This window comes from Bosea sp. 29B, assembly GCF_902506165.1.
GTDB lineage: Bacteria > Pseudomonadota > Alphaproteobacteria > Rhizobiales > Beijerinckiaceae > Allobosea.
Window position 1 is genome coordinate 683,729 of the sequence record NZ_LR733817.1, and the last position, 26,826, is coordinate 710,554.

Annotated in this window: 23 protein-coding genes; 6 read left to right on the plus strand and 17 right to left on the minus strand. The window is 66.9% G+C overall.

Annotation, left to right across the window (positions count from 1 at the left end; all coding sequences use genetic code 11):
- Positions 1–56 precede the first annotated feature (56 nt).
- A complete protein-coding gene (locus GV161_RS03445) occupies positions 57–2,243 on the plus strand; it encodes an iron ABC transporter permease (protein ID WP_152011846.1) in 2,187 nt (728 codons plus the stop codon).
- Positions 2,244–2,258: 15 nt separating this feature from the next.
- Positions 2,259–3,320: an ABC transporter ATP-binding protein gene (locus GV161_RS03450; protein ID WP_152011845.1), complete on the plus strand. Its 1,062-nt coding sequence runs from the start codon at positions 2,259–2,261 to the stop codon at positions 3,318–3,320.
- Positions 3,321–3,337: 17 nt separating this feature from the next.
- On the opposite strand, the gene GV161_RS03455 is transcribed toward GV161_RS03450, so the two are convergent.
- The 11 genes from GV161_RS03455 to GV161_RS03505 are packed head-to-tail and all read right to left on the minus strand — an operon-like array spanning position 3,338 to position 13,658.
- On the minus strand, positions 3,338–4,225 hold the full coding sequence (locus GV161_RS03455; RefSeq protein ID WP_152011844.1) for a MipA/OmpV family protein: 888 nt from the start codon (positions 4,223–4,225) through the stop codon (positions 3,338–3,340).
- Between the two features lie 23 nt (positions 4,226–4,248).
- Positions 4,249–5,625 (minus strand): sigma-54 dependent transcriptional regulator, encoded by a 1,377-nt coding sequence (locus tag GV161_RS03460; protein ID WP_152011843.1) that lies wholly within the window; start codon positions 5,623–5,625, stop codon positions 4,249–4,251.
- Positions 5,622–7,349 carry an ATP-binding protein gene (locus GV161_RS03465; protein WP_152011842.1) on the minus strand — a complete coding sequence of 576 codons (1,728 nt, stop codon included), beginning with the start codon at positions 7,347–7,349 and terminating at the stop codon, positions 5,622–5,624. Before GV161_RS03465 ends, GV161_RS03460 begins: the two co-directional genes overlap by 4 nt.
- A 40-nt stretch (positions 7,350–7,389) precedes the next feature.
- On the minus strand, positions 7,390–7,767 hold the full coding sequence (locus GV161_RS03470; protein ID WP_159650119.1) for a DUF2147 domain-containing protein: 378 nt from the start codon (positions 7,765–7,767) through the stop codon (positions 7,390–7,392).
- A 53-nt stretch (positions 7,768–7,820) separates the two neighbouring features.
- Positions 7,821–8,213, minus strand: coding sequence for an EamA family transporter (locus GV161_RS03475; RefSeq protein WP_152011840.1), 393 nt, complete (start codon positions 8,211–8,213; stop codon positions 7,821–7,823).
- Complete coding sequence (locus GV161_RS03480) at positions 8,210–9,370, minus strand: GNAT family N-acetyltransferase (protein WP_152011839.1); 1,161 nt, start codon at positions 9,368–9,370, stop codon at positions 8,210–8,212. Before GV161_RS03480 ends, GV161_RS03475 begins: the two co-directional genes overlap by 4 nt.
- Positions 9,367–10,212 (minus strand): alpha/beta fold hydrolase, encoded by an 846-nt coding sequence (locus tag GV161_RS03485; protein WP_152011838.1) that lies wholly within the window; start codon positions 10,210–10,212, stop codon positions 9,367–9,369. Before GV161_RS03485 ends, GV161_RS03480 begins: the two co-directional genes overlap by 4 nt.
- A 13-nt stretch (positions 10,213–10,225) precedes the next feature.
- A complete protein-coding gene (locus tag GV161_RS03490; RefSeq protein ID WP_159650120.1) occupies positions 10,226–10,588 on the minus strand; it encodes an EamA family transporter in 363 nt (120 codons plus the stop codon).
- Positions 10,585–11,508 carry an arginase gene (locus GV161_RS03495; RefSeq protein ID WP_159650121.1) on the minus strand — a complete coding sequence of 308 codons (924 nt, stop codon included), beginning with the start codon at positions 11,506–11,508 and terminating at the stop codon, positions 10,585–10,587. The genes GV161_RS03490 and GV161_RS03495 overlap by 4 nt, the downstream gene beginning before the upstream one ends.
- Positions 11,509–11,524: 16 nt before the next feature.
- The gene (locus GV161_RS03500; RefSeq protein WP_152011837.1) at positions 11,525–12,973 is read right to left on the minus strand and encodes an aminotransferase class III-fold pyridoxal phosphate-dependent enzyme; all 1,449 of its coding nucleotides are present in this window, start codon (positions 12,971–12,973) and stop codon (positions 11,525–11,527) included.
- Positions 12,966–13,658 carry an MtnX-like HAD-IB family phosphatase gene (locus tag GV161_RS03505; RefSeq protein WP_152011836.1) on the minus strand — a complete coding sequence of 231 codons (693 nt, stop codon included), beginning with the start codon at positions 13,656–13,658 and terminating at the stop codon, positions 12,966–12,968. Before GV161_RS03505 ends, GV161_RS03500 begins: the two co-directional genes overlap by 8 nt.
- A gap of 406 nt (positions 13,659–14,064) precedes the next feature.
- On the opposite strand from GV161_RS03505, the gene GV161_RS03510 reads away from it, so the two are divergent.
- Genes GV161_RS03510 through GV161_RS03525 form a run of 4 tightly spaced genes read left to right on the plus strand, consistent with a single transcriptional unit; the run spans position 14,065 to position 21,145 of the window.
- Complete coding sequence (locus GV161_RS03510; RefSeq protein WP_152011835.1) at positions 14,065–14,850, plus strand: IclR family transcriptional regulator; 786 nt, start codon at positions 14,065–14,067, stop codon at positions 14,848–14,850.
- Entirely contained in the window at positions 14,847–18,695 is a 3,849-nt protein-coding gene (locus GV161_RS03515; RefSeq protein ID WP_152011834.1) for a hydantoinase B/oxoprolinase family protein, read from the plus strand. Before GV161_RS03510 ends, GV161_RS03515 begins: the two co-directional genes overlap by 4 nt.
- A gap of 46 nt (positions 18,696–18,741) precedes the next feature.
- On the plus strand, positions 18,742–20,415 hold the full coding sequence (locus tag GV161_RS03520; RefSeq protein ID WP_152011833.1) for an OPT/YSL family transporter: 1,674 nt from the start codon (positions 18,742–18,744) through the stop codon (positions 20,413–20,415).
- A gap of 58 nt (positions 20,416–20,473) precedes the next feature.
- Positions 20,474–21,145 carry an AroM family protein gene (locus tag GV161_RS03525; protein WP_152011832.1) on the plus strand — a complete coding sequence of 224 codons (672 nt, stop codon included), beginning with the start codon at positions 20,474–20,476 and terminating at the stop codon, positions 21,143–21,145.
- 136 nt (positions 21,146–21,281) lie between these two features.
- Here GV161_RS03525 and GV161_RS03530 read toward each other — a convergent pair whose 3' ends face one another.
- From GV161_RS03530 to GV161_RS03555, 6 genes are read right to left on the minus strand one after another with little or no spacing between them, the layout of a single operon-like run.
- Positions 21,282–22,241, minus strand: a complete 960-nt coding sequence (locus GV161_RS03530; RefSeq protein ID WP_152011831.1) for a catechol 2,3-dioxygenase — start codon at positions 22,239–22,241, stop codon at positions 21,282–21,284.
- Positions 22,238–23,347 (minus strand): 5-methyltetrahydropteroyltriglutamate--homocysteine S-methyltransferase, encoded by a 1,110-nt coding sequence (locus GV161_RS03535; protein ID WP_152011830.1) that lies wholly within the window; start codon positions 23,345–23,347, stop codon positions 22,238–22,240. Before GV161_RS03535 ends, GV161_RS03530 begins: the two co-directional genes overlap by 4 nt.
- 31 nt (positions 23,348–23,378) lie before the next feature.
- Positions 23,379–24,086: an ABC transporter ATP-binding protein gene (locus GV161_RS03540; RefSeq protein WP_152011829.1), complete on the minus strand. Its 708-nt coding sequence runs from the start codon at positions 24,084–24,086 to the stop codon at positions 23,379–23,381.
- A complete protein-coding gene (locus tag GV161_RS03545) occupies positions 24,079–24,831 on the minus strand; it encodes an ABC transporter ATP-binding protein (RefSeq protein ID WP_152011828.1) in 753 nt (250 codons plus the stop codon). The genes GV161_RS03540 and GV161_RS03545 overlap by 8 nt, the downstream gene beginning before the upstream one ends.
- Positions 24,828–25,835, minus strand: a complete 1,008-nt coding sequence (locus GV161_RS03550) for a branched-chain amino acid ABC transporter permease (RefSeq protein ID WP_152011827.1) — start codon at positions 25,833–25,835, stop codon at positions 24,828–24,830. Before GV161_RS03550 ends, GV161_RS03545 begins: the two co-directional genes overlap by 4 nt.
- Positions 25,832–26,689 (minus strand): branched-chain amino acid ABC transporter permease, encoded by an 858-nt coding sequence (locus tag GV161_RS03555; protein ID WP_152011826.1) that lies wholly within the window; start codon positions 26,687–26,689, stop codon positions 25,832–25,834. Before GV161_RS03555 ends, GV161_RS03550 begins: the two co-directional genes overlap by 4 nt.
- Between the last annotated feature and the right edge of the window lie 137 nt (positions 26,690–26,826).

A 26,826-nucleotide genomic window follows, 5' to 3' on the forward strand; every position in this document is an offset into this window, starting at 1 on the left:
GCCGCCCAGTTGAGCGCACGCTGACCGCTGACATCTGAGACGAGAGGCGAGAGACGATGCGTCCCGCGACGAGGCTTGCGCTGCTGGCCGGCTGGCTCGGCTATGTACTCATCCCCTGGTATCTGCCCGAGGGGATGAGCCTTTCCGGCTATCCGTTCGGCAAGTCCGGCACGGCGCTGGCGCTCGTGCTCTCGGGGGCGGCACCCTGGCTCCTGCCGGTCGGCATCGCCCTTCTCCTTGCCAGCCTGCTCGCCTTCCGCCAGGAGAATGCCGGCACCGGCAAGCTCCTGGCCTGGATCGGCTTTGTCGGCCTCGCCGTCTTCTTCGCCCAGGGCTTCGCCGTCACGCTCAGGGACCAGGGCATGCCGGCGCTGGCCGCCCTGCTCGGCGGCAGCGGCGCCGTCCAGCCTGGCATGGGCTTCGGCGCGCTCGTCACCCTCGTCTCACTGCTTCTGCTGCTCTGCCACGGCCTCGCCTATCGCGGCCTCTGCCGTGGCGACCTTTTCACCACTTCCTCGATCGGCATCGTCATCATGCTGATCGTCATCTTCATCTTCCTGCCGGTTGCAGTGATCCTGCGCAGCGCTTTGGTCGATTCCAGCGGCGCCCTCGTCCTCGGCGAGTTCGTCGAGCGCCTCTTCTCCTCGACGATCTGGGGGCTGGGCTGCCTCAGCGCCAACACCAATTGCGGCGTCGCCTGGAACACACTGATCCTGGCGGTGCTGACAGGGCTGATCACCACCTTGCTCGGCCTCGCCTGCGCGCTCCTGATCCTGCGCACCGGCATGCCCGGCAAGCGGGCCATGCGCCTGCTCACCGTGCTGCCGATCATCACGCCGCCCTTCGTCATCGGCCTGGCGCTGATCCTGCTCTTCGGCCGTTCGGGCCTGTTCTCGACACTGATGTTCGACTGGTTCGGCATTCCGCGCTCGCGCTGGATCTACGGCCTGCCCGGCGTGCTGCTCGCCCAGGTGCTCGCCTTCGCGCCAATTGCCTTCCTCGTGCTCATCGGCGTCGTGCAGGGCATCGCGCCGAGCCTGGAAGAAGCCTCCCAGACGCTCGGCGCCAAGCGCTGGACGACCTTCCGTACGGTGACCTGGCCCCTGCTGCGACCGGGCCTCGCCAATGCCTTCCTGCTCGGCTTCGTCGAGAGCATGGCCGATTTCGGCAATCCGCTGGTGCTCGGCGGCAATTTCGAGGTGCTCTCGACCAAGATCTTCTTCGCCGTGGTCGGCGCCGCGCATAACCAGGGCCAGGCAGCGGTGCTCGCCATTGTCCTGCTCGGCTTCACGCTCGCCGCCTTCTGGGCGCAGCAATACTGGCTCGGCGGCAAGTCCTACACCACCGTCACCGGCAAGGGCGATTCCGGCCTGCCGACGCCATTGCCGCGCCGGATCACCTGGATTTCGGCTCTCGTGATCGTGCCCTGGGTGGCGCTGACCGCTGTCATCTACGTCGTCATCCTGATGGGCGGCTTCGTGAAGACGATGGGGCGCGACCACACCCCGACGCTACAGCACTACATCACCGGCTTCTCGATCGATTTCAGCCGCGGGCTCTATTTCGACGGCTCGGCCTGGCCATCCTTCTTCACCACGCTGAAGCTCGCGGCGATCTCGGCGCCGCTGACCGCGATCATCGGCCTGCTCACCGCCTATCTCCTGACGCGCCAGCGCTTCGCCGGACGCGGCATGCTGGAATTTGCGACCATGCTGAGCTTCGCCATTCCCGGCACCGTGCTCGGCGTCGCCTACATCCTCGCCTTCAACGTGCCGCCGGTCGAGATCACCGGCACCGGGTTGATCCTGATCATCGCCTTCGTCTTCCGCAACATGCCGGTCGGGGTGCGCTCCGGCATCGCCGGGCTGTCGCAGATCGACAAGAGCCTGGACGAGGCTTCGGCGACGCTCTCGGCCCGCAGCTTCACCACGCTCTGGCGGGTGGTGCTGCCGCTGCTGCGCCCGGCCCTCGTCGCCGCGCTGATCTACAGCTTCGTGCGCAGCATGACGACGGTGAGCGCCGTGATCTTCCTGGTCTCGGCCGAGTACAATCTCGCCACCGCCTATATCGTCGGCCGCGTCGAGGCCGGCGAGTTCGGCCTCGCCATCGCCTATTCCTCGGTGCTGATCGTGGTGATGGCGATTGGCATCAGCCTGATCCAGCTCGGCGTCGGCGAGCGCAAGCTCGGCCGGCGCAGCACCACGCCCGCCCTCGCCTCCTCCGCCGCCGAGCCGATCAAGTAAGGATACGTTGCAGCCATGCCCAAGGCCGGCCCCGCCTCAGTCGAGTTCCGCAATGTCAGCATGCGCTATGGCGCGGTGACGGCGGTCGACAATGTCAGCTTCTCGATCGAGGCCGGCAAGCTCGTCACGCTGCTCGGCCCCTCCGGCTGCGGCAAGACCACGACGCTGCGCATGATCGCCGGGCTGGAGATCGCCAGCGAGGGCCAGATCCTGATCGGCGACAAGGACGTCACCCGGCTCTCCGCCGCCGATCGCGACGTCAGCATGGTCTTCCAGTCCTATGCGCTCTTCCCGCATATGAACGTGCTCGAGAATGCCGCCTACGGCCCGACCGTGAAGGGCCTGTCCAAGGCCAAGGCGCAGGAAATGGCGCTGGAGAAGCTGGCGCTGGTCGGCCTCAAGGGCTTCGAGAAGCGTTTCCCCTCGGAGCTCTCAGGCGGCCAGCAGCAGCGCGTCGCCGTCGCCCGCGCCCTCGTGCTGGAGCCGCAGGTCCTGCTCTTCGACGAGCCGCTCTCCAATCTCGACGCCAAGCTGCGCCGGCGCGTGCGCGAGGAGATTCGCGAACTACAGCAGACGCTCAACCTCACCGTCGCTTATGTCACCCACGACCAGGAGGAGGCGCTCGCCGTCTCTGACCGCATCATCGTGATGTCGAATTCCCGCATCGCCCAGGAAGGCACGCCGCGCCAGCTCTACGAGGAGCCGGCCGACGCCTTCGTCGCCGACTTCATCGGCGACGCCAACATGGTCGACGTCACCGTGAAATCGGTCGCCGACGGGCGGGCTGCTGTCGCGATCGGTCCGGCGAACATCTCATTGGCGGCGCGCGGCCTGCAGCCGGGACAGGCCAAGGCAGCGATCAGGCCGCAGAGCCTCCTGGTCTCGCGCCATGAAAGCCAGGGCACGCTGCCGGGCAGTGTCCGCAAATGCGCATATCTCGGCAACCATCTCGACCTGATGATAGAGACCGCCGTGGGCGAGCTCTTCGTCATCAGCCACGATGTCGACGACATGCTGCTGCCAGGCACGGCGGTCTGGCTCTCCTTCGCCAGCTCGGGCGTGATCCTGGTGCCCTGAGCGCCCGCCGGTCGGCCTCAGCCGCCGATGTTGAAGGAATAGCTCGCGCCGATGCCGACCGAGAACTGGTTACGCTGGCCGAGCTTGTCGACCAGCGGCGAGTTGCCGGCGTCGCCGACCAGTCGGTCGTAGCGAGCGAACAGCGTGGTCGAGAAGCTCGGCGACCACGCATATTCCAGCGACGACGCGAGACCGACCGATTTGGCGCCGGCGCCGGGCTTGTAGGCGGAAATCGTGCCGTTGAGCGCAGCCTCTCCCGGCAGGACGCCGAAGTTCCGGCGCATATAGGAGGCGCTGCCGAGCGAGGCGCGCGGACCGACGGCGAAGGTGAAGGCTCCGAAGCGCTCGACCCAATCGGCCGAGAAATCGGCGACCACGCCATGATGCCCGTTGAAGCCCTGGCGGACCTCGACGCGGGTGCGCAGCCGCTCGGGAAGGACCCAGTATTCGGCGAAAACGCCGGCCTCGATCGCCCAGGGCACGTCGCGCATGCCCAGAAGCCGGATGCTCGAACCCGAATAACGGCCGGCGCGATAGGCACCGACCACGCCGATATCGAAGCGATCGGTGTCGTAGATCGCGTAGTCCAGGCTGTCGTCGGGGGCGCTGAACCCGGCCGGCTCACCGGCGCGGCGCCAAGACAGCGACGGCATGAAGGACGGTCCGGCGGAGTTTGCCCCGTCATATTTCGGGCCGACCTGGAAGGAGCCGCCCAGCGTGATGATCCAGCCCTTGGCCGGTGTCGGATCGGTCAGGACCCGCTTGGTATTGTCGTCATCGTCGTCATCGTCATTCGCGCGCACCGCCCCGTTCGAGAGGACGAGCAGCGCGGCGATTCCGGCCAGGACAGCGACAGGCCGGCGCAGGCCGCGAGCTGGGCGTTCGTGACGTACGAGAGAAAGCATGGAGAGGGTCGTCCCGTGAGTCGTCAGTCCGCGATCGCGCGGCCCAGCCTAATACCGAGTTTCTTAATGCGGTGCCAAAGGCTTCTTTCCGCTATGCCTAGCAATTTCGCAGCCCTGACCTGCACGCCGTCGCTGCGCCTCAGCGCCTCGAGGATGAAATCGCGCTCGATCCGCTCGAGCTCGGCGTCAAGATCGCGCGGCAAGCTGTCGCGATCGACCCGGCGCGTGGTGTTGAACAGATCCTGCGGCAGGTCGGCAGCATCGATCGTCGGCGCCTTGGCAACGATCACCGCCCTTTCGACGCAGTTGTGCAGCTCGCGGATGTTTCCCGGCCAGTCATAGGCGGTCATGGCAGCCAGGGCGGCCGGCGAGAAGCCGCTCGCTCGCTTGCCCATCGCTTCAGCGAGCTCGGCCAGGAAATGCGTGGCCAGCAGCGGGACGTCGTCGGCACGGTCGCGCAGCGGCGGCAGCAGGATCGGGAAGACGTTGAGGCGGTAGAACAGGTCCTCGCGGAAGCTGCCCTCGTCGACGGCCTGGCGCATGTCCTTGTGTGTCGCCGCGACCAGCCTGACGTCGACCGTCTGGGTCCGGGTCGCACCGACCGGCTCGAAGCTGCGTTCCTGGATCACCCGCAGCAGCTTGGCTTGGATCGGCAGCGGCATGTCGCCGATCTCGTCGAGGAAGAGCGTGCCGCCATCGGCCGCGGCGAAGCGGCCGGCGCGGTTGGCGAGCGCCCCGGTGAAGGCACCCTTCACATGGCCAAAGAGCTCGCTCTCCAGCAGGGTCTCGGGAATCGCCGCGCAGTTGACCGCGATGAAGGGCTTGTCGCGCCGCGGGCTGTTGAAGTGGATCGCCTTGGCGACCAGCTCCTTGCCGGTACCGCTCTCGCCGTTGAGCAGCACGGTCGCCTTCGTCTCGCAGACCTCGGTGACCTGCTCGATCACGCGACGGAACGAGGCGCTGTTGCCGATCAGCGTGTCGAAGCTGTAGCGGCCTTCGAGCTCGCTGCGCAGCCTTTCATTGTCGCGCACCACATCGGCGAGGCGCAGCGCCCGCCTGATCGTGGCCGAGACGTCGTCGATCTCGAAGGGCTTGGCGATGTAGTCGAACGCGCCCTCCTTGACGAGGTCGACCGCGTCGCGGACCGCCGCGAAGGCGGTGATGATGATGACCGGCACCTCCGGCCAGCGGCTGCGGACCTCGCGCAGCAGCGCGCGCCCGTCCATCACCGGCAGCCTGAGATCGGTCAGCACCAAGTCGAAGCGCGCCTGTTCGAGCTCGCCGAGTGCGGCGCGCGCGCTGTGGACGGCCGTGGCGCGGAAGCCGAGGTCCTCCAGCGCCGCCGCCAGCACGTCGGCGAGCCGCACCTCGTCGTCGACGACCAGGATGGAATGGCTCATGCCGGCGCTCCCGGTTTCGCCCGCGGCAACGCGATGGTGAAGGCCGCACCTCGCCCCGGCTCGCAGACGCAGGTGGCGCTGCCGCCATGGGCTTCCGCCACGGTCTGCACCTTGGCGAGCCCAAGCCCGGTGCCCTTCGCCTTGGTGGTGAAGAACGGGTTGAAGATCTCCGGGCGGATCGCGTCGGGCACGCCTGCGCCTTCATCGCTGATCGTCAGCGAGACGCTCTCCCCGGTGGCGCGCACGCTGGCCTGGATCGTCCCCCCCTCGGGCATCGCGTCGATCGCGTTGAGGACGAGGTTGAGACAGGCCTGGTAGAGCTGGTCGGGATCGCCGAGGACCGTCGCGCCGCCGCTGTGGTCCTCGACCGAGAGTTCGATCTTCTGGCGGGAGAACTCGGGCGCCGCGATGGCCGCGACGCGATCGATCACTGCGCGCAAGGGGAGCTCGACCTTCACCGGCGGCTTGGGCTGCGCGAAATCGAGGAAGTCGCGGACCAGGGTCTCGATGCGACGCACCTCGTCGATGACATAGCCCAGCATCTTCTCTTCGGCATTGCCGAGCTTGGCGCGGTTGCGGACGACCTCCGTCGAGGTCTTGATGATCCCGAGCGGGTTGCGCACCTCGTGGGCGATCACCATCGCCGCCTGGCCGAGTGCCGAGAGCCGGTCCTTTCGCCTGAGCTCTGCCTCGAGTTCCTGCAGCTTGCCGAGCTGCTCGGCCATGCCGTTGAAGCCGGTGGCGAGCTCGACGATCTCACGCCCGCCCCCCGCCGAGACGCGCTGGCCGAAATCCCCGGCCGCGATCGCGCGCACGCCATGGGTCAGCGCGCGCAAGGGGCGCACCAGCAGATCCGAAGTCAGGATACCGACGACGATCGAGATCGCGCTGCCGAGCAGGAAGATGCCGAGGAACAGGCTCTCCCGGCCGAGCTGCTCGAAGAATCCCGCCTCGCTGCGCATGCCGATGAAACTGATCGCTGCGAGTTGGCCGTCGATGCCGCGCAACCCCGCATAGACGGCGCGATAGGCGCCGCCATCGGCATCGGAGTCGAAGATCCCGTCCTCCCCGGCCTCCAATCGCGCCCGTATGGCCGCAGGCAAGACGGCTGCGCGGTCGGAATGCGTCTGCATCACCAGTTCCGGCTTGCCGTCGAACAGGGCAAAGAAGCGGATCTCCAGCGCTGTCACCACCTTGATGCCGCCGAAGGAGCTTTCATCGAGCCAGGTCCCGACCAGGAGATTGGCCGGCTGGCCGCCGATCTGCACGGCCTGGACGGCACCTGCCATGATCCAGCGCTTGCCGTCGGTCTCGATGCGGAACAGGCCGAGGCTGGTCTCGGTCGGCAGTGGGGTGAGGCTGCTGAAATCGCGCGTCTTGAACAGCACTTCGCCACCCGGGCGATAGATCGCGATCAGGTCGTAGCCGACCGAGTTCAGCACCGCGAACTCGCGCTCGACGGTCTTCTGCATCTTCTGGTCGCTGCTCGATTGCTCGAGCCGGTGACCGATCACGCCGGCGACGCGCTGCGCCTCCTGCGTCGCCTCGGCGATCTCGAGCGCGAAGAAGCGCGAGGTATCGCCGAGCCATTGCTCGACATTGTCCTCGAAAGCGTCCGAGATCAGCCTGGCGGCGATGAAGGCGGAGGCCAGCATCGCCGGCACGCTGACCAGCATGAAGCCAATCACCAGCCTGAATCGGAGCGATGCCATCCGCGTCGACATGCCGGATCTCGTTTCCTTCACCTCCGGCCGCCGGCGACCATCATGGCTGCCGCGACCAGGTGTCGTCGTCGCAGATCAGGCCGCCGAGCACGCAGCCGCGCATGACGAGGCTCCGGGACGAGGCCAGTTCGAGCGTTGTGCGATAGGTCTTGCCATCAGCGGGATTATAGCCCTCGCCCTCAAGCCCGCCCTTCGCGGCCGGCTTGAAGCCGGAGAGCACCTGGATGCCCATCAGCGAGCGCTTCCGCAGCCCCTCATTGGGATTGTAGATGTCGAAACGTTCCTCTTTCAGCCAGACGATCTTGCCGCATAATGCCGGGCCGCAGCGGCTGATGGCGATCTCGGACTCGCCGTCCGAATCGCGCCAGCGCCCAACGATGTCGGTCATCGGATCGGCCAGGGCCGGCTGCGCCGCCATCGGCGCAGTCGCAAACAGAGAGATCAGACCAAGTCCAAGGCCAGCTCCACGTCTCATTCGTCACCCCCGAGCAGGAACACGCCTGCGATGATCAGCGCGATTCCGCCTGCGCGAACCAGATCGATGTGTTCATCGAAGGTGAACCAGGCGAACAGCGGAACTGTGACATAGACCAGCCCCGTCATCGGGAAGGCGCGGCTGAGCGGCATGTCGCGCAGGATCACCATCCAGACGACGAAGACGCCGATATAGCCCAGCGTCGCGACCCAAACGCCCGGCAGCGACACCGCCTTCGCCATCATGGCGAGGCCGAATTCCATGTCGCCGATGCCGTCAGCGCCCCATTTGAAGGCGAGCTGCGTGGCGGTGTCGAGCACGATGAAGGCGAGCCAGATCGCCAGCTGGCGACCCCACGCATTGCTAGCCGGTGGCGAGATACTGCTCATGCGGCCTTCTTTCGGGCGATTGCGGCAAGATCGGGGTCGAAGCGCTCGAAGCCGAGCCATGGGCTCAGCGACCGCAGCGCCCATTGCAGCGGCGCGAGCCGGTGCCGCACATGCAGGGTCGAGGGCACCAGCCGGCTGCCGAAGCGCAGCTTCGAGGCATAGGCCGTCTGACCGCTCTGGAGCTTGTCGATGCCGCGCTCCAGGCAGAAGCGCACATTCGCCATCCAGCTCACGGCGTAAAGATTGTGCTCGCGGGCCAGCGGGTAGCGCATGCCCAGGAACTTGTCGATCACCCGGCCGGACTCGACCAGCAGCAGGTTGAAGGCGGCGAGCTCCTCGCCGATCCAGTAGAGCACGAACACCGCCCGCTCGCCGAGCGCGCGCGAGACCGCGCCGAAATAACCAGGTGGCAGCACTTCGAGGTCGCCATAGTCGAGCCCGCTCTGGGCCCGCGTCGCCTCGTAGAGCGCATCGATCTTCGGCTCCAGCCCGGCAATGTCGGTGTGGAAGGCGATGCGCACCTCCCCCGCCTTGGCGAGTTTGCGCTTGATGTCCTTGCGCGTCGCCGCCGAGAGCGAGGCGAGATAGGCGGCTTCGTCCTGGAAGGGCAGGTCGAGCAGCGCGACCGGCAGGCTGCCGAGCCGGGCGAAGCCGACCTGCTTCAAGACGCCGCCGAAGCCCTCTTCCTCGGCCGGCGCGAGGTCCTTCCAGACCACGAGATGAACCCTCTCCTCGGCGGCCTGCCGCTCCAGCGTGGCGGCGAGCGCCTGGAAGGCGGCGGCACGCCCGGCGGCATCGAGCTTCGGCGAGAAGCCGAGATGGCAGCGCTCGGCATAGGGCGAGCCGACGCAGAGCACCTTCAAGGTGACAAGCCCCGGAACATGGCGGAACAGGGCGTCGCCGAAGCTCCTCAGCTTGCCCTGCAGCGGCGTGTCGAGCCGGTAGTTCAGCCGGAAGAACGGCGCCACCGCGACGACCTCGCCATCAGATTCCGCACAGGCGGCCGCCATGCGCAAGCCGACGCCGGTCTGCGCGGCGACCGCGTCGCATGCGGTGTAATAGGCATGGCATTCGGCCTCGCCGGGCAGGCAGCCGTCCCAGGCGGCAGCGGAGATATCCGCGATGCCGGCCAGGATACGGCCTTCGGGCGTGCTCATTCGGCTGCCACGACACGCAGCGGCGCCACCGGGCGGTGGGCCTTGGCAAGCCGCGAAGCCAGCGCCAGCGAGCGCTCGATCACGATGTCATGCTGCTGGTCGATGGTGACGAGGTGATAGCTGTCGTCGAGGATCACCGCATCGACCAGTCCGCCGAGCTTGCGCTGGATCTCGAAGGCGTTCCTGAGGTCGGCGATATCGTCTTCGCGCGGATGGACCAGCAGGGCCGGGCATTTGACCTGTGGCAGCTCGCGGCGAGTGATCGCGATCAGGTCCCACATCTGCTTCAGCGCGCCGGAAGGCGTGCCGAGCAGGCCGGCGGTCGAGCTGTCGCCGCTCGTCAGCGACGAGACCACAAGAGCGCGGGAGCGGGTGTCCTTCAACCCATAGGGTTCGCGCTCGACGAAGCTGTAGCGCCGCCCGAACGGCGTGTTGATGAACCATTTCAGCAGGAAGGCGTAGCGCGGGATCGACCAGCCATCATACCAGAAGGTCGGAGCGTAGAGCGCAAGTCCATCGACCTCTTTCGGGCGCTGGGCGGCGACATGCATCGCCAGCACCGCGCCCATGGAGAGCCCGCCGACGATCACCGTGTCGCAGATCGCGCGCATGCGCTCGAGCTCGTCGAACACGCTCTGCGCCCAGTCACGCCAGCCGGTGGCGAGGATCTCCGCCTCCCCGGCGCAATGCCCCGCGAGCTGCGGGCAGTGCACGGTATGGCCGGCCCGGTGCAGCGCACGGGCGACGAAGCGCAGCTCGACCGGCGTGCCGCCGAGGCCGTGGATGAGCAGGAAGCCGGTGCGGTCCCCGGCGAGGCGGACACTGAAATCGCGCTTGGTCATCGGAACATGTCCGTCAGGCTGTTCTGGCGACGATAATAACGCCGCAAGTGATGAGGAAGGAGCCGAGCCATTGCCGCCGCCCGACGCGCTCGCCGAGGAAGACGGCGCTGGCCAGGGAAATGGCGAGGAAGTTGGCGCTGGCGATCGGAAAGGCGATCGAGAGCGGCACTTCCGCCAGGATGCGCAGCCAGATGAAGAACTCAGCGACATAGGTCGCGAGCCCGGCGGTGATCCAGCCGCAGCGTGCCACTGCCGCCGCCGTGGCCCGGAAATCGGCGCCCTGCGGCAGCCGGTCGGCGCCGATCTTGAAGAAGATCTGGCCGGCGACGTCGCAGATGATCGACGCCACGAACCAGAGGATGATCGTCGTATTCATGACAGCACCCGCTGGAAGCAGTCGATCAGGCTCGCATTGATGCGGGCATTGACGGAGAGTTGCTCGGGCGTCGGCCTGAAGCGCGGCGGATGGTCGAAATAGGCGAGCGTCGCGCGGAAAGGGTCGCTGAAGCGCGGCTCCGACCAGTCGCCGCAGACATCGGCACCGACGATCCGGCGCTCGCTTGCCAGCCGCTCGACCGCCGCGAGGAGATGGCGCAGCGGCAATTCGCCCTGGTCCCAATTGGTGCAGGCTTCGCCCGGCCCGAGCACGTCCTTGTCGATCGTCAGCCAGACGGCAGACGTCGGGATCGCCGCGATCAGCTCGTCGAGGAAATCCGACCAATCCTCGTCGGCGAGATTGCGCCAATGCAGATGGCCGCTCTCCTGACGGAAGCTCGCGGTCTTGCCATAGCGACCCCACACCCGCGAGGGCGCATGCCGCCAAGGATAGAGCGCGATCCGCCCCTCGGCCACGGCCCGGAGATTGGCGAACTGCCATTCCGGGCGCACGAGATCGTCGCTGCACGGGCCGATCGTCACGACCTTGCGAACCTGCGGTAACTCCAGCGCCCGGTTGACCCAGGCGCCGCAATTCACCGTGGCGGGAAAGCTGACCCAGTCGGGATGGTTGTCGAAATGCACGACCGTGACCGGCTCCTCGACGCGATTCAGCAGCACCGAGGTGACGTGGTGGAAATCGCCGGAGCCGTAGAAGAAGACGGGCACGCCCTTCCCTTCGCCATCGCGTTGGCCAAGGCGCCCCAGCAGCTCGGCCTTGGCCCGGCGGCTCGCGACGATGCGCATGGCGCCGGCGAGGTCGGCGGCCTCGATGCACGCGGCCGTGCCGGCGTCGATGCGCCGGCGCAGCGGCTCCTGCGCCGCCACGCTACCGTCGAGGTCGATTATGCGCAGGCGCAAGGCCCGTCTCCACTGCTCAGGCGCTGGCGACGCGGGCGAAGAGCTGGTCGAGCAGCTCGATCGCGAGGTCGATCTCGGCATAGCTCATGGTCAATGCCGGCGCGAGGGTGATGACGTTCTTGTAGTAGCCGCCGATGTCGAGCACGAGGCCGTAGCGCTTGCCGCCGACCTCGAGGTCGGCCTTCATGCCCTCGTCACACATCAGATCGACCAGCCGCTTCGACGGGGTGAAGCTGTCATGCGGCTCGCAGATCTCGATCCGCAGCGCCATGCCGAGCCCATCGACCTCGCCGACGATCTTGTGGCGACGCTTCAGCCCCTGCAGGCCTTCGAGGAAATACGCGCCCTTGGCCATGACCATGGTCTCGTAGTCCTCTTCCTCCATCATCTTCATCGCTTCCAGCGCGACGGCGGTGCCGAGCGGGTTGGCGTTGAAGGTCGAATGGGTCGAGCCCGGCGGGAACACGGTCGGGTTGATCAGCTCTTCCTTGGCCCAGATGCCCGAGAGTGGGTTCAGCCCGTTGGTGACCGCCTTGCCGAAGACGATCACGTCCGGCTGCACGCCGAAATGCTCGATCGACCAGAGCTTGCCCGTCCGGTAGAAGCCCATCTGGATCTCGTCGACGACGAGCAGGATGCCGTGCTGGTCGAGCACCTTCTTGAGCTCGATGAAGAAGTTCGGCGGCGGGATGACGTAGCCGCCCGTACCCTGCAGCGGCTCGACATAGAAGGCCGCATATTCGGCCTCGCGGACCTTGGGATCCCAGACGCCGTTGTACTCGCTCTCGAACAGGCGGGCGAACTGCTGCACGCAGTGATGCCCGTACTCTTCCTTGCTCATCCCCTTGGGACCGCGGAAATGGTAGGGGAACGGGATGAAATGCGCGCGCTCGCCGAAATGGCCGAAGCGGCGGCGATAGCGATAGGACGAAGTGATCGCCGAGGCGCCGAGCGTACGGCCGTGATAGCCGCCCTCGAAGGCGAACATCAGGCTCTTGCCGTGCTTGGCGTTGCGCACGAGCTTGAGCGAATCCTCGACCGCCTGGGCGCCGCCGACATTGAAGTGGACGCGCCCCTTGGTGCCGAACTTGCGCTGTGCGTCCTGCGCGATCATCGCAGCGAGCTCGATCTTCTCGCGGTGCAGATACTGGCTCGCCACCTGCGGCAGCGTGTCGATCTGGCGCTTCAGCGCATTGTTCAGGCGCGGATTGGCGTAGCCGAAATTGACGGCCGAGTACCACATCTGCAGGTCGAGGAAGCGGTTGCCCGCCGCGTCGAGCATGAACGAGCCCTCGCAGCCCGAGAAGATCTTCGGGAACTGCGTGTAGTGGACGGTGTCGCCATGCGAGCAGTATTCGGCCTCGAGCGCGAGCAGGCGAGCCTCTTCCTCGGCCAGCGTCGCCGCCGGCGCGGAGGAAACATCGACCGCCCCGGCGCGGTCGAGCAGGGTGAAGCCGTCATCCATTGATCATGTCCTTGCGTGCAGTTGCTGCCGGTTCCGTCGTGGTTTCCGACAGCAGGGTTTCGAGGAGGCCGACGGCCTCCGAGAAGGTGTTGAATGGGCGATGGCCGATGCCGTTGTCGCGGCAATGCGCGATCAGGCTCTTCTTGGCGAAGACGAGGTCGGCCTGGCCGGCGACGCAGAAATCCGAGCGACCATCGCCGACGAGGAGCGTCAGCGGCCGGCTGAGGCTGCTGGCGACCCGGCACTTGCAGGTGCCGCTCGTGCAGCCGCCGGACGGGTCAGCATGCGGCGAGGTCAGCCGCCAGCGATCGCCCGGCAGCGGCTCGATATGGTTGGCGACGACCGTCAAACCGTTCAGACCCGCACGGCCCAAGAGCGCATGGATCGTGCGGTCGAGCCCGTCGGAGACGACGGTGACCGGGATGCCGGCGCGCTGGCACAGCCGCACGAAGGCCGCAAAGCCCCAGTCGATCGCCAGCGAGGAGACGAAGGTGTCGAACACGTCGGGCGAGGCGTGCAGCAGGGCGACCTGACGCTCCATGCACTCGCGCGAGCCGATCTCTCCAGCGACCCAATCCGCCTCGATCTCTTCCCAGCCCGGCTCCGCGAAACGCTGGAGCACACGGTCGGTCGTATCCTCGCGTGAGATCGTTCCGTCGAAATCAACGATTGCCTGCCAGTTCATGCCTGCTGCGCTCCAGCCAGTCCGCGCGCCGCTCAGCAACCATCGTGCCACACACCAAGTCTTTGAAATGTCGAGATGAAGAGGCTGTGGCCTCAAGCTACAGATCTCGTCTTTTGGAGGCGGCTCCATTTTTTGGAGCCTCACATCCAGTCTATAAGCGGAGAGCTTGCCCGAGGATTGCGCGATATGCGGCGGGCAGAGCAGGTCGCAAGACCACAGCGTCTCGCGAAGGCCATCCAGCACCCAGCGTGCCACAGAACCGATCTCGCCTCCCCGCGCGAACGATTCGAACCGCCAGAGACCCACCGGCGACACAAACCGTCTTGACTCGTCATCAAGCCGGCGTATTGTTCCTTATATTGCAACCTAAGTTCCATTTTTTGGAACTTTTTCGGAAGCGACTCGGATGTCCATCCTGACGGCAGCCGCAGACGTGCTTCGTTGCTTCTCCAGCACGCGTCACGACGTGACCGTGACCGACCTCGTGACTCTCCTCGGCATGCCCAAGAGCAACGCCTCGCGCCTGCTACGGGCGATGCGCGACGAAGGGCTTCTGGAAACGGTCGGTGACAGCAAGCGCTATCGCCCGGCGCTGCTGCTCGCGCAGGTCGGCCAGCTCTACCGTTTCGCAGCGTCGCTGATCGACCGCGCCGACGCCGTGGTCGGACGCGCATCCGACCAGATCGGCCACACCGGCTATATCAGCGTGCGCCGCGGCACCGAGATCATCGGCGTCACCGCCCATCCCGGCCGGCATGCGCTGCGGGTCGTCACGTCGATCGGCGACCGCATCCCCGCCTTCGCCTCCAGCACCGGCCGCGCTTTGCTCGCCAGGCTTCCCGACGCCGAGGTCCGCGCACTCTACCCTGAGGGGTTCACCGCCCCGTCCGAAACCGCGCCCCGCGACATGGACGAGCTTTTGGCGCGGCTGGCCGAGACCCGCCGCAACGGCTTCGCCGAGTCCCATGACGAGGCGGTGCGCGGCGTGCGCGCCATCTCGGTCGGCCTCGGCGATCCCGCCACCGGCGACGAGGTCGCGCTCTGCATCTCCTTCCCGGCTGCGACGGTGGAGCCGGGTGAGCGCCTTTCCATCATCCGTTCCCTGTCCGAAGGCGCCGCCGAGATCGCGGCCCTCACCCGGGACAAGCGCTTCTTCCCCTTGAACCTCACACCTTCGGAGACTGCTCCATGAGCAATCGCTGGCGCATCGGCTTCGACATCGGCGGCACCTTCACCGACTTCATTCTCTATGACGGTCACGAGCGCTCGGTGCTCCTGCACAAGCGCCTGACCACGCCGCACGACCCGTCGGAAGCCGCACTGATCGGCCTTGGCGAACTCGTCGAGATGGCCGGAATCACGCTCGCCGATGTCGGCGACATCGTTCATGGGACGACCCTCGTCACCAACGCCGTGATCGAGCGTAAGGGCTCCAGGCTCGGCCTGATCACCACCAGGGGCTTCCGCGACATCCTCGAAATGGGGACCGAGCAGCGCTACGACATCTACGATCTCTTTCTGACCTTCCCTGATCCCCTGGTCTCGCGCGAGCATCGCCTCGAAGTGCCCGAGCGCATGGACCGCGACGGCAAGGTCGTGACCGCGCTCGATGCCGAGGCCGTCCGCAAGGCCGCTCGGGAACTCGCGGCCGCCGGCTGCGAGGCGATCGCGATCTGCTTCCTCAACAGCTACCGCAATCCCGCCCATGAGCAGGAAGCCGGCCGCATCGTACGTGAGACCTGCCCTGAGCTGACCGTCTCGCTGTCGAGCGAGGTCGTCGCCGAGATCTGGGAGTACCAGCGCTTCGTCACCACCGCCGCGAACGCCTATGTCCAGCCGCTGATGCGGCGCTATCTGGAGCGGCTGGAGCGCGAGCTCGCCGCCCGCTCCTTCACCGGCGCGCTGCGGCTGATGCATTCGGCCGGCGGCCTGGTCTCACCCGAGACGGCGCGCACCTTCCCGATCCGCCTGCTCGAAAGCGGCCCGGCCGGCGGCGGCCTTGCCACGGCCCTGTTCGGCGAGCTCGCCGGCCATAAGGACGTGATCTCCTTCGACATGGGCGGCACCACAGCCAAGGCCTGCATGATCGAGGATGGCCGCGCCGAGATTGCACCGATGCTCGAAGCCGGCCGCGTCAACCGCTTCGCCAAGGGCTCCGGCCTGCCGATCAAGGCGCCGGTGATCGACATGATCGAGATCGGCGCCGGCGGCGGCTCGATCGCGGCGATCGACGAGGTCGGCCTGCTCAAGGTCGGCCCGCATTCGGCCGGCTCCGATCCCGGCCCGGCCTGCTATGGCATGGGCGGGACCAAGCCGACCGTGACCGACGCCAATCTCGTGCTCGGCTATTACGATCCGAAGTTCTTCCTCGGCGGGCGCATGGCGCTCGATCTCGACGCGGCGCGCAAGGCCGTCTCGACTGTCGCCGAGCCGCTCGGCCTCTCGATCGAGGAGGCCGCCTGGGGCATCCACAAGGTCGTGGTCGAGAGCATGGGCGCGGCTGCCCGCGTCCATCTTGTCGAGAAGGGCAAGGACCCCCGCCATTACGCGATGGTGGGCTTCGGCGGCGCCGGTCCCGCCCATGCCGTCGACGTCGCCCGCGTCCTCGGCGTCAAGCAGGTCATCATCCCGCCGGCCTCAGGTGCCGCTTCGGCACTCGGCTTCCTTGCCGCACCGCTCTCCTTCGATCAGGTGCGCTCGCTGCCGGTCGAGTTCTCCGAAGGCTTCGATGCCGCCGCGGTCAACCGCGTGCTGACCGAACTGGAAGAGGAAGGCCGCAAGCACCTGATCGAGGCCGGCGTGAAGCTCGCCGACGTCACGGTCGAGCGCTCGGCCGACATGCGCCTCGTCGGCCAGATGCACGACATTTCCGTGCCGCTGCCCTCAGGCGCGATCGACGCGTCGAGTCTGGAGGCGATCCGCGCCGCCTTCAGCAAGGCCTATTCGGCGCGCTACACCTCGGTCTACGAAGGCGCGCGGCTGGAGGCGATCAACTTCCGCGTCCGCTGCGCCGGCCCGGTGCCGACGCTCTCCCTCTCCGGTGCGGCCGGCGGCGGCGACGCCACGGTGAAGGTCAAGGGCAGCCGCCGCGCCTGGTTCGAAGGTGGCTGGAGCGAGGCGGAGGTCTATGACCGCTACGCCTTGCGCTCCGGCGACACCATCAGCGGCCCTGCGATCATCGAGGAGCGCGAGGCGACCACGATCGTCCCGCCTGGCGACAAGGTCACGATCGACGATGTCCTGAACCTGATCATCCATGTCGGCCAGGCCAACGCGGCCGAGACCACCATCACCGCCGACATGCCGCTTGCCGAAGCCGCCCGCCGCATCGAGGCCGATCCGATCTCGCTGGAGATCATGTGGAGCCGGATGATCAACGTCGTCGAGGAGATGTGGCTGACCGTCTGCCGCACCGCCTTCTCGCTGGTGATCTCGGAAGCGCAGGACTTCGCCTGCGAGCTGCTCGATCCCGAAGGCGAGACCCTGGCGCACTCGCCGCGCGCCATGCCGGTCTTCAACCTGACCCTGCCGCGGGCGGTCAAGGCTCTGCTGGAGCGCTACCCGGCCGAGACGCTGAAGCCCGGCGACGTCTTGATCACCAACGATCCCTGGCTCTGCGCCGGCCATCTCTTCGACATCGCCATCGTCACCCCGGTCTTCCTCGGGAACCGCGTCGTCGGCCTGATGGGCACGGTCGGCCATGTCTCCGACATCGGCGGCACCAAGGATTCGCTGCGGGCCCGCGAGATCTACGAGGAAGGCTTCCAGATCCCGCCGATGAAGCTCTACGAGGCCGGCAGGATCAACGAGACGCTGGTCCGGCTGCTGGCTGAGAACGTCCGCAATTCCGAGCAGGTGCTCGGCGACCTCCATTCCTTCGTCGCCGCGAACGCGATCGGCGCCGAGCGGCTGCAGTCCTTCCTCACCGATTACGGCATGCAGGACCTGTGCGCCCTCGCCCATGTCGTGCAGAGCCGCTCCGAGAAGGCGATGCGCGAGGCGATCCGGGCGCTGCCGGACGGCGTCTATCACGGCACCGTCTCGAACAACCCGCTCGGCACGCCGATGACCTATCCGCTGGCGCTGACGGTCAAGGACGACACCATCCATCTCGACTTCGCCGGCGCGCCGCCGCAGCTGCCGCAGGGCGGGCTGAACTGCACGCTCAACTACACGATGGCGCACGCTACCTACCCGCTGAAATGCATGCTGACGCCGTCGGTGCGCGGCAACGCCGGCTGCTACCGCGCCTTCTCGATCGATGCGCCCAAGGGCTCGATCCTGAACTGCGACAAGCCGCTGGCGGTCAATTTGCGCACCCGCACCGGCTGGTACCTGGCGCCGAACATCTTCCGCGCCCTGTCGCAGGCGGCGCCGAAGCAGGTGCAGGCCTTCACCGGCCTGCCGGTGGCGGCGAGCGTCTATGGCCGCGACCAGGCCGGCGACACCTATTCCGACATGCTCTTCGTCGGCGGCGGCCAGGGCGGCTCGGCCCATGGCGACGGCAAGTCGGGCCTGCTCTACCCGACCTCGGCGGCCAACACCTCGATCGAGACCTTCGAATCACGGGTGCCGGTGCTGGTGGTCGAGAAGACCTATCTGACCGACTCCGGCGGCGCCGGCCGCCAGCGCGGTGGCCTCGGCCAGCGCGTTCGCCTGCGCAAGCTCTCCGATGACGGCCTGCCGACGCTGGTCTCGCTCTATCCGGAAGGGGTCAACAACCCGATCCCGGGCCTGTTCCAGGGCAAGGCCGGCGGCGGCGCCTCCGGTCGGGTCATCGACGAGCAGGGCCATGTGCTGAAGGACGTCGGCACCGGCGAGCTCGTCCAGGTCAAGCAGCCGCACGAGATCGTCGAGCTCGTGCTCGCCGGCGGCGCCGGCTACGGCCCGGCTTCGGAGCGCTCCCGCGAAGCGATCGCCCGCGACATCGCGCTTGGCCTCGTCTCGCCGGAAGCGGCCAGGCGCGACTACGGCATGCATGCCGCCCATGCCTCCCAGGATGTCGGCGAAGCCAAGACCGGCATCCTTGTTGCCTGACGGATCAAACGGACAAGCCCACAGGGGCGAATGAGGGGACTGAGGCATGACGACGCAAAATGACGGAGTGCCTCAGCGGCACCCCAGCCTGTTCGAGCCGGCGACGCTGGCGCTGATCGCGATCCTCTGCGTCTTCGGCGCGATCATCGGGATGCAACTGCTGGTCTCGCTCGGCATTACCGCCAACACCTCGCTGATCGGCGCGCTCGCCGCCATGGCTTTGGCGCGCGTGCCGCTCGCGATCTTCGCGCGCTACCGATCGATCCATGTCCAGAACCTGGCCCAGAGCGCGATCTCCTCGGCCACCTTCGGGGCGGCGAACAGCCTGTTGTTGCCGGTCGGCATCCCCTGGCTGCTCGGCCGGCCGGACCTGGTGCTGCCGATGCTGGCCGGCGCCTTCTTCGCCATGTTGCTCGACGCCTACCTGCTCTACCGAATGTTCGATTCCCGCGTCTTCCCGGCGACCGGCGCCTGGCCGCCCGGCGTCGCCGCCGCCGAGGCGATCAAGGCCGGCGACGAGGGCGGCCGCAAGGCGGTGCTGATGGGCGTCGGCTTCGTCACCGCGATCCTCATTGGCTTCGTCAAGGTACCGCTGGCCTGGATCGGTTTCGCTGGCTCGGCCGCGATGTCGAGTATCCCGATGTCCGCCTTCGGCGTCGCCTTTATCGGCAATATCTGGGCTCTGGCCATGTTCGGCATCGGCCTGCTGCTGCGCGGCTATTCCAGCCAGATCTTCGGCGGCCCGCTCTTCGAGACCATCATCCCCAAGGGCGACCTGATGGCCGCCTACATCCCGCACGGCTTCATGATCGGCGCCGGCCTCGTCGCCCTGCTCCAGGTCGGCCTCCTGCTCTTCCGCCGCGACGAAGCCCAAAAGCAGGCCGAGGCAGCCTCGGGCACCTCGGACGCCGAGGTGAAGCGCGCACTCGGGCTCGGCACGATCGGCTACCTCGTCATCGCCATCTTCATCGCGCTCGTCGGCGGACTGATGACCGACATGTCGATCGGCATGCTGATCCTGTTCGTGCTCTACGCCGCCTTCGCGGCCTATGTGCACGAGCTGATCGTCGGCCTCGCCGCGATGCATTCCGGCTGGTTCCCGGCCTTCGCGGTGGCGCTGATCACCCTGATCATCGGCATGCTCATCGGCTTCCCGATGCCGGCGCTGGCTCTGCTGGTCGGCTTCTCGGCCGCGACCGGACCGGCCTTCGCCGACATGGGCTACGACCTCAAGGCCGGCTACCTCCTGCGTGGCAACGGCGCCGACCCGGCCTTCGAGCGCGAAGGCCGCCGCCAGCAGCTCTTTGCCGCGATGTTCGCCTTCGTCGTCGCCGGCGCGGTCGTACTGGTCTCCTACCAGTCCTTCTTCGACCGGAACCTCGTCGCCCCCGTCGACAAGGTCTATGCTGCGACGATCAAGGCCGGCGTCGCGCCCGGCGTCGCCTGGCAGCTCTTCCTCTGGGCGATTCCCGGCGCGATCCTGCAATTCGTCGGCGGGCCGAAGCGCCAGATCGGCGTGCTCTTCGCCACCGGCCTGCTGATCAACTTCCCGATGGCGGGCTGGGCGGTGCTGGCCGGCATCCTCTGCCGGCTGGTCTGGGAGAAGCTGCGCGGCGCCGATGGCGAGGGCGACATGGAGGTTTTCGCCGCAGGCGTCATCGCCGGCGACGCGATCTTCTCCTTCTTCGACTCCGTCGCGAAGAACTTCAACAAGCCCTGAGAGACAGAGGCCCCGGACCGATGCCGGGGCCTCTTCTGTCCAAAGGAGGAACCTCGCCATGGCCAAGCTCGGCACCCTCACCATCGGCCAGGCACCGCGCACCGACATCACGCCGATCCTCGATGCGGTGCTGGGCTCAGAGCTCCCGCGCCAACATGCCGGCGTGCTCGATGGACTGTCGCGCGAGGAGATCGACCGTGACTTCGCACCCGAGCCCGATGGTGCGCTCCTGATCACCAAGCTGCTCGATGGGACCTCGGTCGTCATCGACCGCCAGCACACCGAGCGGGCCGCGCAAGCCAAGCTTTCCATGCTCGAAGCCGCCGGCTGCAGCACGATCCTGATGCTCTGCACCGGCCATTTCGCTAGCCTGCGGACGGAGCGCGCTCGATTGATCGAGCCGGACCGCGTCCTGCCGCCGACCGTCGCGGCACTGGTCCAGGATGCGCAGCTCGGCATCATCGTGCCGCTCGCCGAACAGATCGCCTCGGAGGCCGGGAAATGGGGGCCGCTCGGCCGCGCCCCGATCTATGCCGCCGCCTCGCCCTATGGCGGCGACGGCCTGACAGTCGCGGAGGCGGCTGAAGCCCTGGCCGAGCGCGGCGCCGACATCCTGCTGATGGACTGCATGGGCTTCGTCGAGCGCCATCGCCAGGACGCGGCCGCAGCCGGCCTCCCCGTCATCCTGTCGAACGCGCTGATCGCCAAGATCGTCTCGGAGGTGGTTTGAGGACAATCAGCTGGCCGTCATTGCGAGCGCAGCGAAGCAATCCAGGGGCGGCAGCGCTCCACGTCCCCCTGGATTGCTTCGTCGCTACGCTCCTCGCAATGACGGTTCCAGCGATCCCATCTGATCGAAAGCCGCCCTACCCCTTCGCCCCCGGCGGCGTGCCGTGGGTGTGGAAGCTCTCGATCGTCTTCAACCCCCAGGCCTGGCCCTTCTTCCGCTCCTCTTCCGTCCAGGTCACCGTCTGCCAGTCGGGATCGAGGATCAGGCGGGCGCCGGCATTGGCGATCTCGACGCGGTTTCCGGCGGGTTCGTAGACATAGAGGAAGAAGGTCTGCTGCACCGCGTGCTTATGTGGGCCGGTCTCGATGAAGACGCCGTTCTCGAGGAAGAGATCGGCCGCCTCAAGGATATGCTCGCGCTGGTCGACAGCATAGGTGACGTGGTGGAAGCGCCCGCGCGCCGGCGTGTGGTCGCGGGTATAGGCGATGTCGTAGCTCTTGTTGTTGACGGTGAACCAGCAGCCGCCAACCTCGCCGGAATCGAGCACGATCTGCTCGGTGACGCGGCTGCCCAGCGCCTTCGGCATGAAATCGCGGATCGCCGCGACGTCCTGCGCCAGGAGGTTGAGATGGTCGAGCCGGCGCACGGCGCAGCCACGGCCATGGTTGCGCTGCGCCTGGTTCTTCAGGGCAGGCCGCTCCTTCTCGGGAGCGGCATATTTGTTGGTCCCGAAATAGATCTCGAAGACATGGTCGTCCGGATCGCGGAAGCGATAGGCCCGGCCATGGCCGAGATCGCCCTCGCTCCAGCCGATGCCACAGCCCATCGCCTCGATCGCAGCGACGCGCCGCATGAGCGCCGCCTCGCTTGAGGCGCGATAGCCGATATGGCCGACGCCGGTCGTCTTCGCCGCGGTGAGCTTCAGCGTGTGGAACTCGTAATCGTCCCAGGCACGTAAGTAGACGCTGTCGCCTTCGCGCCCGCTCTCCGTCAGCCCGAAGATGTCGACGAAGAAGTCGAGACTCTCCTGCGGCTTGTCGGTGAAGAGCTCGACATGGCCGAGATGCGCGATGTCGAAGCAGGGCTCGCTGCTCATCCCCAGACTTCCCTTGCGACTTCGAGGATGCGCGAGAGCTTGGCCCATTGCTCGTCCTCGGCCAGGACATTGCCTTCCTCGGTCGAGGCGAAGCCGCATTGCGGCGACAGGCAGAGCTGCTCCAGCGGGGCAAACTTCGAGGCTGCCTCGATACGGCGCTTGAGATTGTCCTTGCTCTCGATCTCGCCGAATTTCGAGGTCACCAGCCCGAGCACGACCTGCTTGTCGCCCTTGGGCAGGAAGCGCAGCGGCTCGAAGCCGCCGGAGCGGTCGTCGTCCCACTCCATGAAATAGCCGTCGACATTGATCTCGTTGAAGACCATCTCGGCGACCGGCTCGTAGCCGCCGGAGGCGATGAAGGTCGACTTGAAATTGCCGCGGCAGGTGTGGGTGGTGATCTGCATGTCGGCGGGCTTGGCCTTCAGCGCCGCATTGAGGACGTCGCGATAGATGAAGACCAGTTGCTCCGGATCGTCGCCGCGCTCGGCCAGCATCTTGCGCTGCTCGGGATCGCAGAAATAGGACAGGCTGGTGTCGTCGAGCTGCAGATAGCGGCAGCCGGCATCGTAGAACGCCTTGATCGCCTTGGCGTAGACCTTGCCGAGATCCTCGTAATAGTCCTCGATCCTGAGATAGGCGCTCGGATCGATCGCCTTCCGGCCACCGCGATAGTGCAGCATGGACGGGCTCGGGATCGTCATCTTCGGCACGCGGCTGGTCGTCGAGGCCAGGAACTTGAAATGCGCGAGATGCGGGTGGTCGACCGGGAAATCGAGCTTGCCGGTGACGCGGACCGCATGCCCCTTGGTGGTGACGCCCTTGAACTGGATGCCTGAATCGGTCTCGAAGCTGGTGACACCGGAAAGGCCGTCGAGGAAGTCGAAATGCCAGAAGGCGCGGCGGAACTCGCCATCGGTCACCGCCTGCAGGCCGACCTCCTCCTGCTTGCGCACGAGCTTCCTGATCTCCTCGTCCTCGATCGCCGTTAATTCGGCCTGGCCGATCTCACCGGCCGCGTGCTTGCCGCGGGCATCCTTGACCGGCGCACTGCGCAGCAGGCTGCCGACCATGTCGCCGCGGAACGGCGGCTTCTGTCTCTGGCTCATGGCGTTTCCTTTCTTCGGTACTGTCGTTGGCTCAGGCAGCTGTGAGGCCGAGATGGCGCTCCAGCCGTGACGGGTCGGCGAGGAGCTCGGCACTCCCCGCGGCGAGGACGACGCGGCCGCGCTCGAGCACGATCGCCTCGTCGGTGAGCTCGAGGATCTTGCGGGCGTGCTGCTCGATCACGATCGCCGAGAGCCCCTCCTCGCGGACGAGGCGCTTCAGGGCACGCAGCAATTCCTCGACGATGATCGGCGCCAGCCCCTCGGTCGGCTCGTCGAGCAAAAGAAGCTTGGGATTGAGCACCAGAGCGCGGCCGATCGCCAGCATCTGCTGCTCGCCGCCGGAGAGCTGGTTGCCGAGATTGGCCTTGCGCTCGGCGAGGCGCGGAAACATCGCGAAGACGCGTTCCGTCGTCCATGCACCCGGCGTCGCGACGGCGGTCAGGTTCTCCAGCACGGTCAGCGATTTGAAGATGTTGCGCTCCTGCGGCACCCAGCCGATGCCGGCATGCGCGCGCTGCTCGGGCGAGAAGCCGGTGATGTCGCGCCCGGCCAGCGCGATCTTGCCGCCACGGCGGCGGGTGACGCCGATGATGCTGTTGACCAGCGTGGTCTTGCCGACGCCGTTGCGGCCGAGCAGCGCCAGCGAACGGCCCTCGGCGAGCGCAAGATCGATGTCGAACAGCACCTGGGCCTCGCCATAGCCGGCACTGAGGCGTTCGACCTTGAGGAGCTCAGCCATGGCCGTGCTCCCCGAGATAGGCGGCGCGAACGGCTGGATCATTGGCGATCTCGCTGGGCGTACCTTCGGCGAGCAGCCGGCCATTGACCAGCACGGTGATCCGCGTCGCGAAGCGGAAGACGAGATCCATGTCGTGCTCGATCAGCAGGACAGAGACGTCCTCCGGCAAGCCGGCGACTGTCGCCATAAGCTCGCGCCGCTCGGCCTCAGGCACGCCCGCCGCCGGCTCGTCGAGCAGGAGCACGCTGGGCTTGGCGGCGAAGGCGGCGGCGATCTCGATCTGCCGCTGCTTGCCATAGGGCAAGGTCGCGATGCGCTCGTCCATGATGTCGTCGAGCCTGAAGCGGGCGAGGATCTCGGCCGTCTCCGCGACGAGTTCGGCATCCCTGTCGAGTGCGCGCAAGGGCTGACAGCCGCGGCCGAGCCGCTCGGAGGTTACGAGCGCGATCATCTCGACCGGCGTCATCGTTCCGAAGAGCTGGTTGATCTGGAAGGTCCGCGCCAGGCCGCGCCCGACCCGGGCCTCGCGCGGCAGCGTGGTGATGTCCTCGCCCATCAGCTCGACCCGGCCCGAGCTTGGCCGCAGCACGCCGGTCAGCTGATTGACGAAGGTGGTCTTGCCGGCGCCGTTCGGGCCTATCAGCGCGTGGCGTGCGCCTTTCGCCAGCGTGAAGTCGACATGATCCGTAGCGGTGATACCGCCGAAGCTCTTGCACAGATCGAAGGTCTGGAGCGCCACGCTCATGTCGACGCCCTCCGGCCGAGGCGCGCGAAACGGCTAACCACCGCCTTGATGCCGCCATGGATCAATTCGCGGCCGCCGAGCACGAACAGCACCAGGAACAGCCCGATCCAGAACATCCAGTATTGCGGGGTGAAGCTGGCGATCACATCCTGCAGCAGCTTGAAGGCGACCGCGCCGATCAAACCGCCATAGAGATAGCCAGCGCCGCCGATGATCAGCACCAGCATCAGATCGGCCGAGCGGTGGAAGGCGAGCACGTCAAGCGAGACGAACTGCGTGGTCTGGGCGAGCAGCGCGCCAGCCGCCCCGGCATAGGCGGCCGCGAGCGTGTAGACCGCGACCAGCCGCCAATGCAGCGGCACGCCGGAGGCCGAGGCGCGTAAGGGATTGTCGCGGATCGCCCGCAGCGACAGGCCGAAGGGCGAGCTCACGATGCGCCGCGCCAGCACGAACAGCACGAAGAGCACGGCGAGCGAATAGAGATAGGCGACCTTGCCGAAGATATCGAACTCGAACAGGCCGAGCACCGGCCCCATCATGATGCCCTGCAGACCGTCGGCGCCGCCGGTGATCCCGCCGAGCGAGTTCGCCAGCTCCCCCAGGATCAGTGCGACGCCGAGCGTCACCATCAGCCGCGTCAGGTCGCTGCCACGCAGGATCAGTGGGCTGGTGATGAGGCCGAGCAGGCCGGCAGCGCCCATGCCGACGGCGAGGCCCGCCAAGGGGTCAACGCTGGCATGCTTGGCGAAGAGCCCGGCGGCATAGGCGCCGAAGCCGAAGAAGGCGGCATGCCCCAGCGAGACGATGCCGGCATAGCCGAGGATCAGATCGAGCGAGAGCGCGAACAGTCCGAGGATCGCGATTTCGTTGAGGATGAGGAGCTGGCGCGGCAGCAGGAAGAAGGCCGCCAGCGCCAGGACCCAGAAGACGATCTCGGCCGGATGCCAGCGCCGGGCACTGTAAAGCGAGCGCCGGACGCGGGCCTCGATGCCGTCCGCGCTCATGCCCGGCCCCTGACGAACAGGCCGTGCGGCCGGGTGATCAGCAGGATCACCATCAGCGCATAGATGATGAAGGCGCCGAGCTGCGGCACGAGATACTTGCCGGCGACATCGGCGACCCCGAGCAGCATCGCCGCGAAGAACGGCCCGGAAATCGTCGAGGTGCCGCCGACGGTCACGACGATCAGGAAGTAGATCATGAACTTCAGCGGAAAGGTCGGATCGAGCCCCATCAATTCGATGCCGAGCGCACCGCCGAGGCCGGCCAGACCTGAGCCGAAGGCGAAGGTCAGCGCGAACATCCGGTTGACGGGGATGCCGAGGCCGCGCGCCACCCTGGCATCGTCTACCGCCGCCCGAAGCCGGCTGCCGAAGCGGGTGCGGGTGAAGCCCCATTGCATCGCGAAGGCGAGAGCACCGCAGAGCACGATGATGAAGAGCCGGTAACGGCCGACGCCGATCCCCGCGACATCGAAACGCCCGCTCAGCCAGGCCGGCAGATGCACGAATTGCTGGCTCGATCCCATCAGGTAGTCGGCGCCGGCGACGGCCATGAACACCAGCCCGATCGAGAACATCACCTGGTCGAGATGGCTCTTGGCGTACATCGGCCGGTAGACCAGCCGCTCCAGCACGAGCCCCGCGAGCGCGGCGGCAAGGAAGGCCGCCGGCAGCGCCATGAGGAACGGCAGGCCGAGCCGCTGCATCGCCAGCACGGTGACATAGCCGCCGAACATGGCGAAGGCGCCGTGGGCGAGGTTGATGAAGTTCATCAACCCCATGGTCACGGACAGCCCGCAGGCCAGCACGAACAGGATCATGCCGTAGGCGACGCCGTCGAAGAGGATGGTCAGCACGCGTGCTCTACCTTGGCCTGCTCGGGAACCACTCGACTTGATCCCTCAGCCCTCATCCTGAGGAGCCATTCCCTTGAGAATGGCGTCTCGAAGGATGCTCCAGGAGGTTCCAGAGACATCTGGAACATCCTGCGAGA

Bases quoted from the DNA above. Each gene is read 5' to 3' on its own strand.
- GV161_RS03540 (WP_152011829.1), bottom strand. From the start codon at position 24,086: ATGGCTGAGCTCCTCAAGGTCGAACGCCTCAGTGCCGGCTATGGCGAG.
- GV161_RS03515 (WP_152011834.1), top strand. From the start codon at position 14,847: ATGAGCAATCGCTGGCGCATCGGCTTCGACATCGGCGGCACCTTCACC.
- GV161_RS03445 (WP_152011846.1), top strand. From the start codon at position 57: ATGCGTCCCGCGACGAGGCTTGCGCTGCTGGCCGGCTGGCTCGGCTAT.
- GV161_RS03475 (WP_152011840.1), bottom strand. From the start codon at position 8,213: ATGAGCAGTATCTCGCCACCGGCTAGCAATGCGTGGGGTCGCCAGCTG.
- GV161_RS03460 (WP_152011843.1), bottom strand. From the start codon at position 5,625: ATGAGCCATTCCATCCTGGTCGTCGACGACGAGGTGCGGCTCGCCGAC.
- GV161_RS03485 (WP_152011838.1), bottom strand. From the start codon at position 10,212: ATGACCAAGCGCGATTTCAGTGTCCGCCTCGCCGGGGACCGCACCGGC.
- GV161_RS03450 (WP_152011845.1), top strand. From the start codon at position 2,259: ATGCCCAAGGCCGGCCCCGCCTCAGTCGAGTTCCGCAATGTCAGCATG.
- GV161_RS03525 (WP_152011832.1), top strand. From the start codon at position 20,474: ATGGCCAAGCTCGGCACCCTCACCATCGGCCAGGCACCGCGCACCGAC.
- GV161_RS03545 (WP_152011828.1), bottom strand. From the start codon at position 24,831: ATGAGCGTGGCGCTCCAGACCTTCGATCTGTGCAAGAGCTTCGGCGGT.
- GV161_RS03535 (WP_152011830.1), bottom strand. From the start codon at position 23,347: ATGAGCCAGAGACAGAAGCCGCCGTTCCGCGGCGACATGGTCGGCAGC.
- GV161_RS03550 (WP_152011827.1), bottom strand. From the start codon at position 25,835: ATGAGCGCGGACGGCATCGAGGCCCGCGTCCGGCGCTCGCTTTACAGT.
- GV161_RS03505 (WP_152011836.1), bottom strand. From the start codon at position 13,658: ATGAACTGGCAGGCAATCGTTGATTTCGACGGAACGATCTCACGCGAG.
- GV161_RS03490 (WP_159650120.1), bottom strand. From the start codon at position 10,588: ATGAATACGACGATCATCCTCTGGTTCGTGGCGTCGATCATCTGCGAC.
- GV161_RS03465 (WP_152011842.1), bottom strand. From the start codon at position 7,349: ATGTCGACGCGGATGGCATCGCTCCGATTCAGGCTGGTGATTGGCTTC.
- GV161_RS03520 (WP_152011833.1), top strand. From the start codon at position 18,742: ATGACGACGCAAAATGACGGAGTGCCTCAGCGGCACCCCAGCCTGTTC.
- GV161_RS03470 (WP_159650119.1), bottom strand. From the start codon at position 7,767: ATGGCGGCGCAGCCGGCCCTGGCCGATCCGATGACCGACATCGTTGGG.
- GV161_RS03530 (WP_152011831.1), bottom strand. From the start codon at position 22,241: ATGAGCAGCGAGCCCTGCTTCGACATCGCGCATCTCGGCCATGTCGAG.
- GV161_RS03500 (WP_152011837.1), bottom strand. From the start codon at position 12,973: ATGGATGACGGCTTCACCCTGCTCGACCGCGCCGGGGCGGTCGATGTT.
- GV161_RS03455 (WP_152011844.1), bottom strand. From the start codon at position 4,225: ATGCTTTCTCTCGTACGTCACGAACGCCCAGCTCGCGGCCTGCGCCGG.
- GV161_RS03510 (WP_152011835.1), top strand. From the start codon at position 14,065: ATGTCCATCCTGACGGCAGCCGCAGACGTGCTTCGTTGCTTCTCCAGC.
- GV161_RS03480 (WP_152011839.1), bottom strand. From the start codon at position 9,370: ATGAGCACGCCCGAAGGCCGTATCCTGGCCGGCATCGCGGATATCTCC.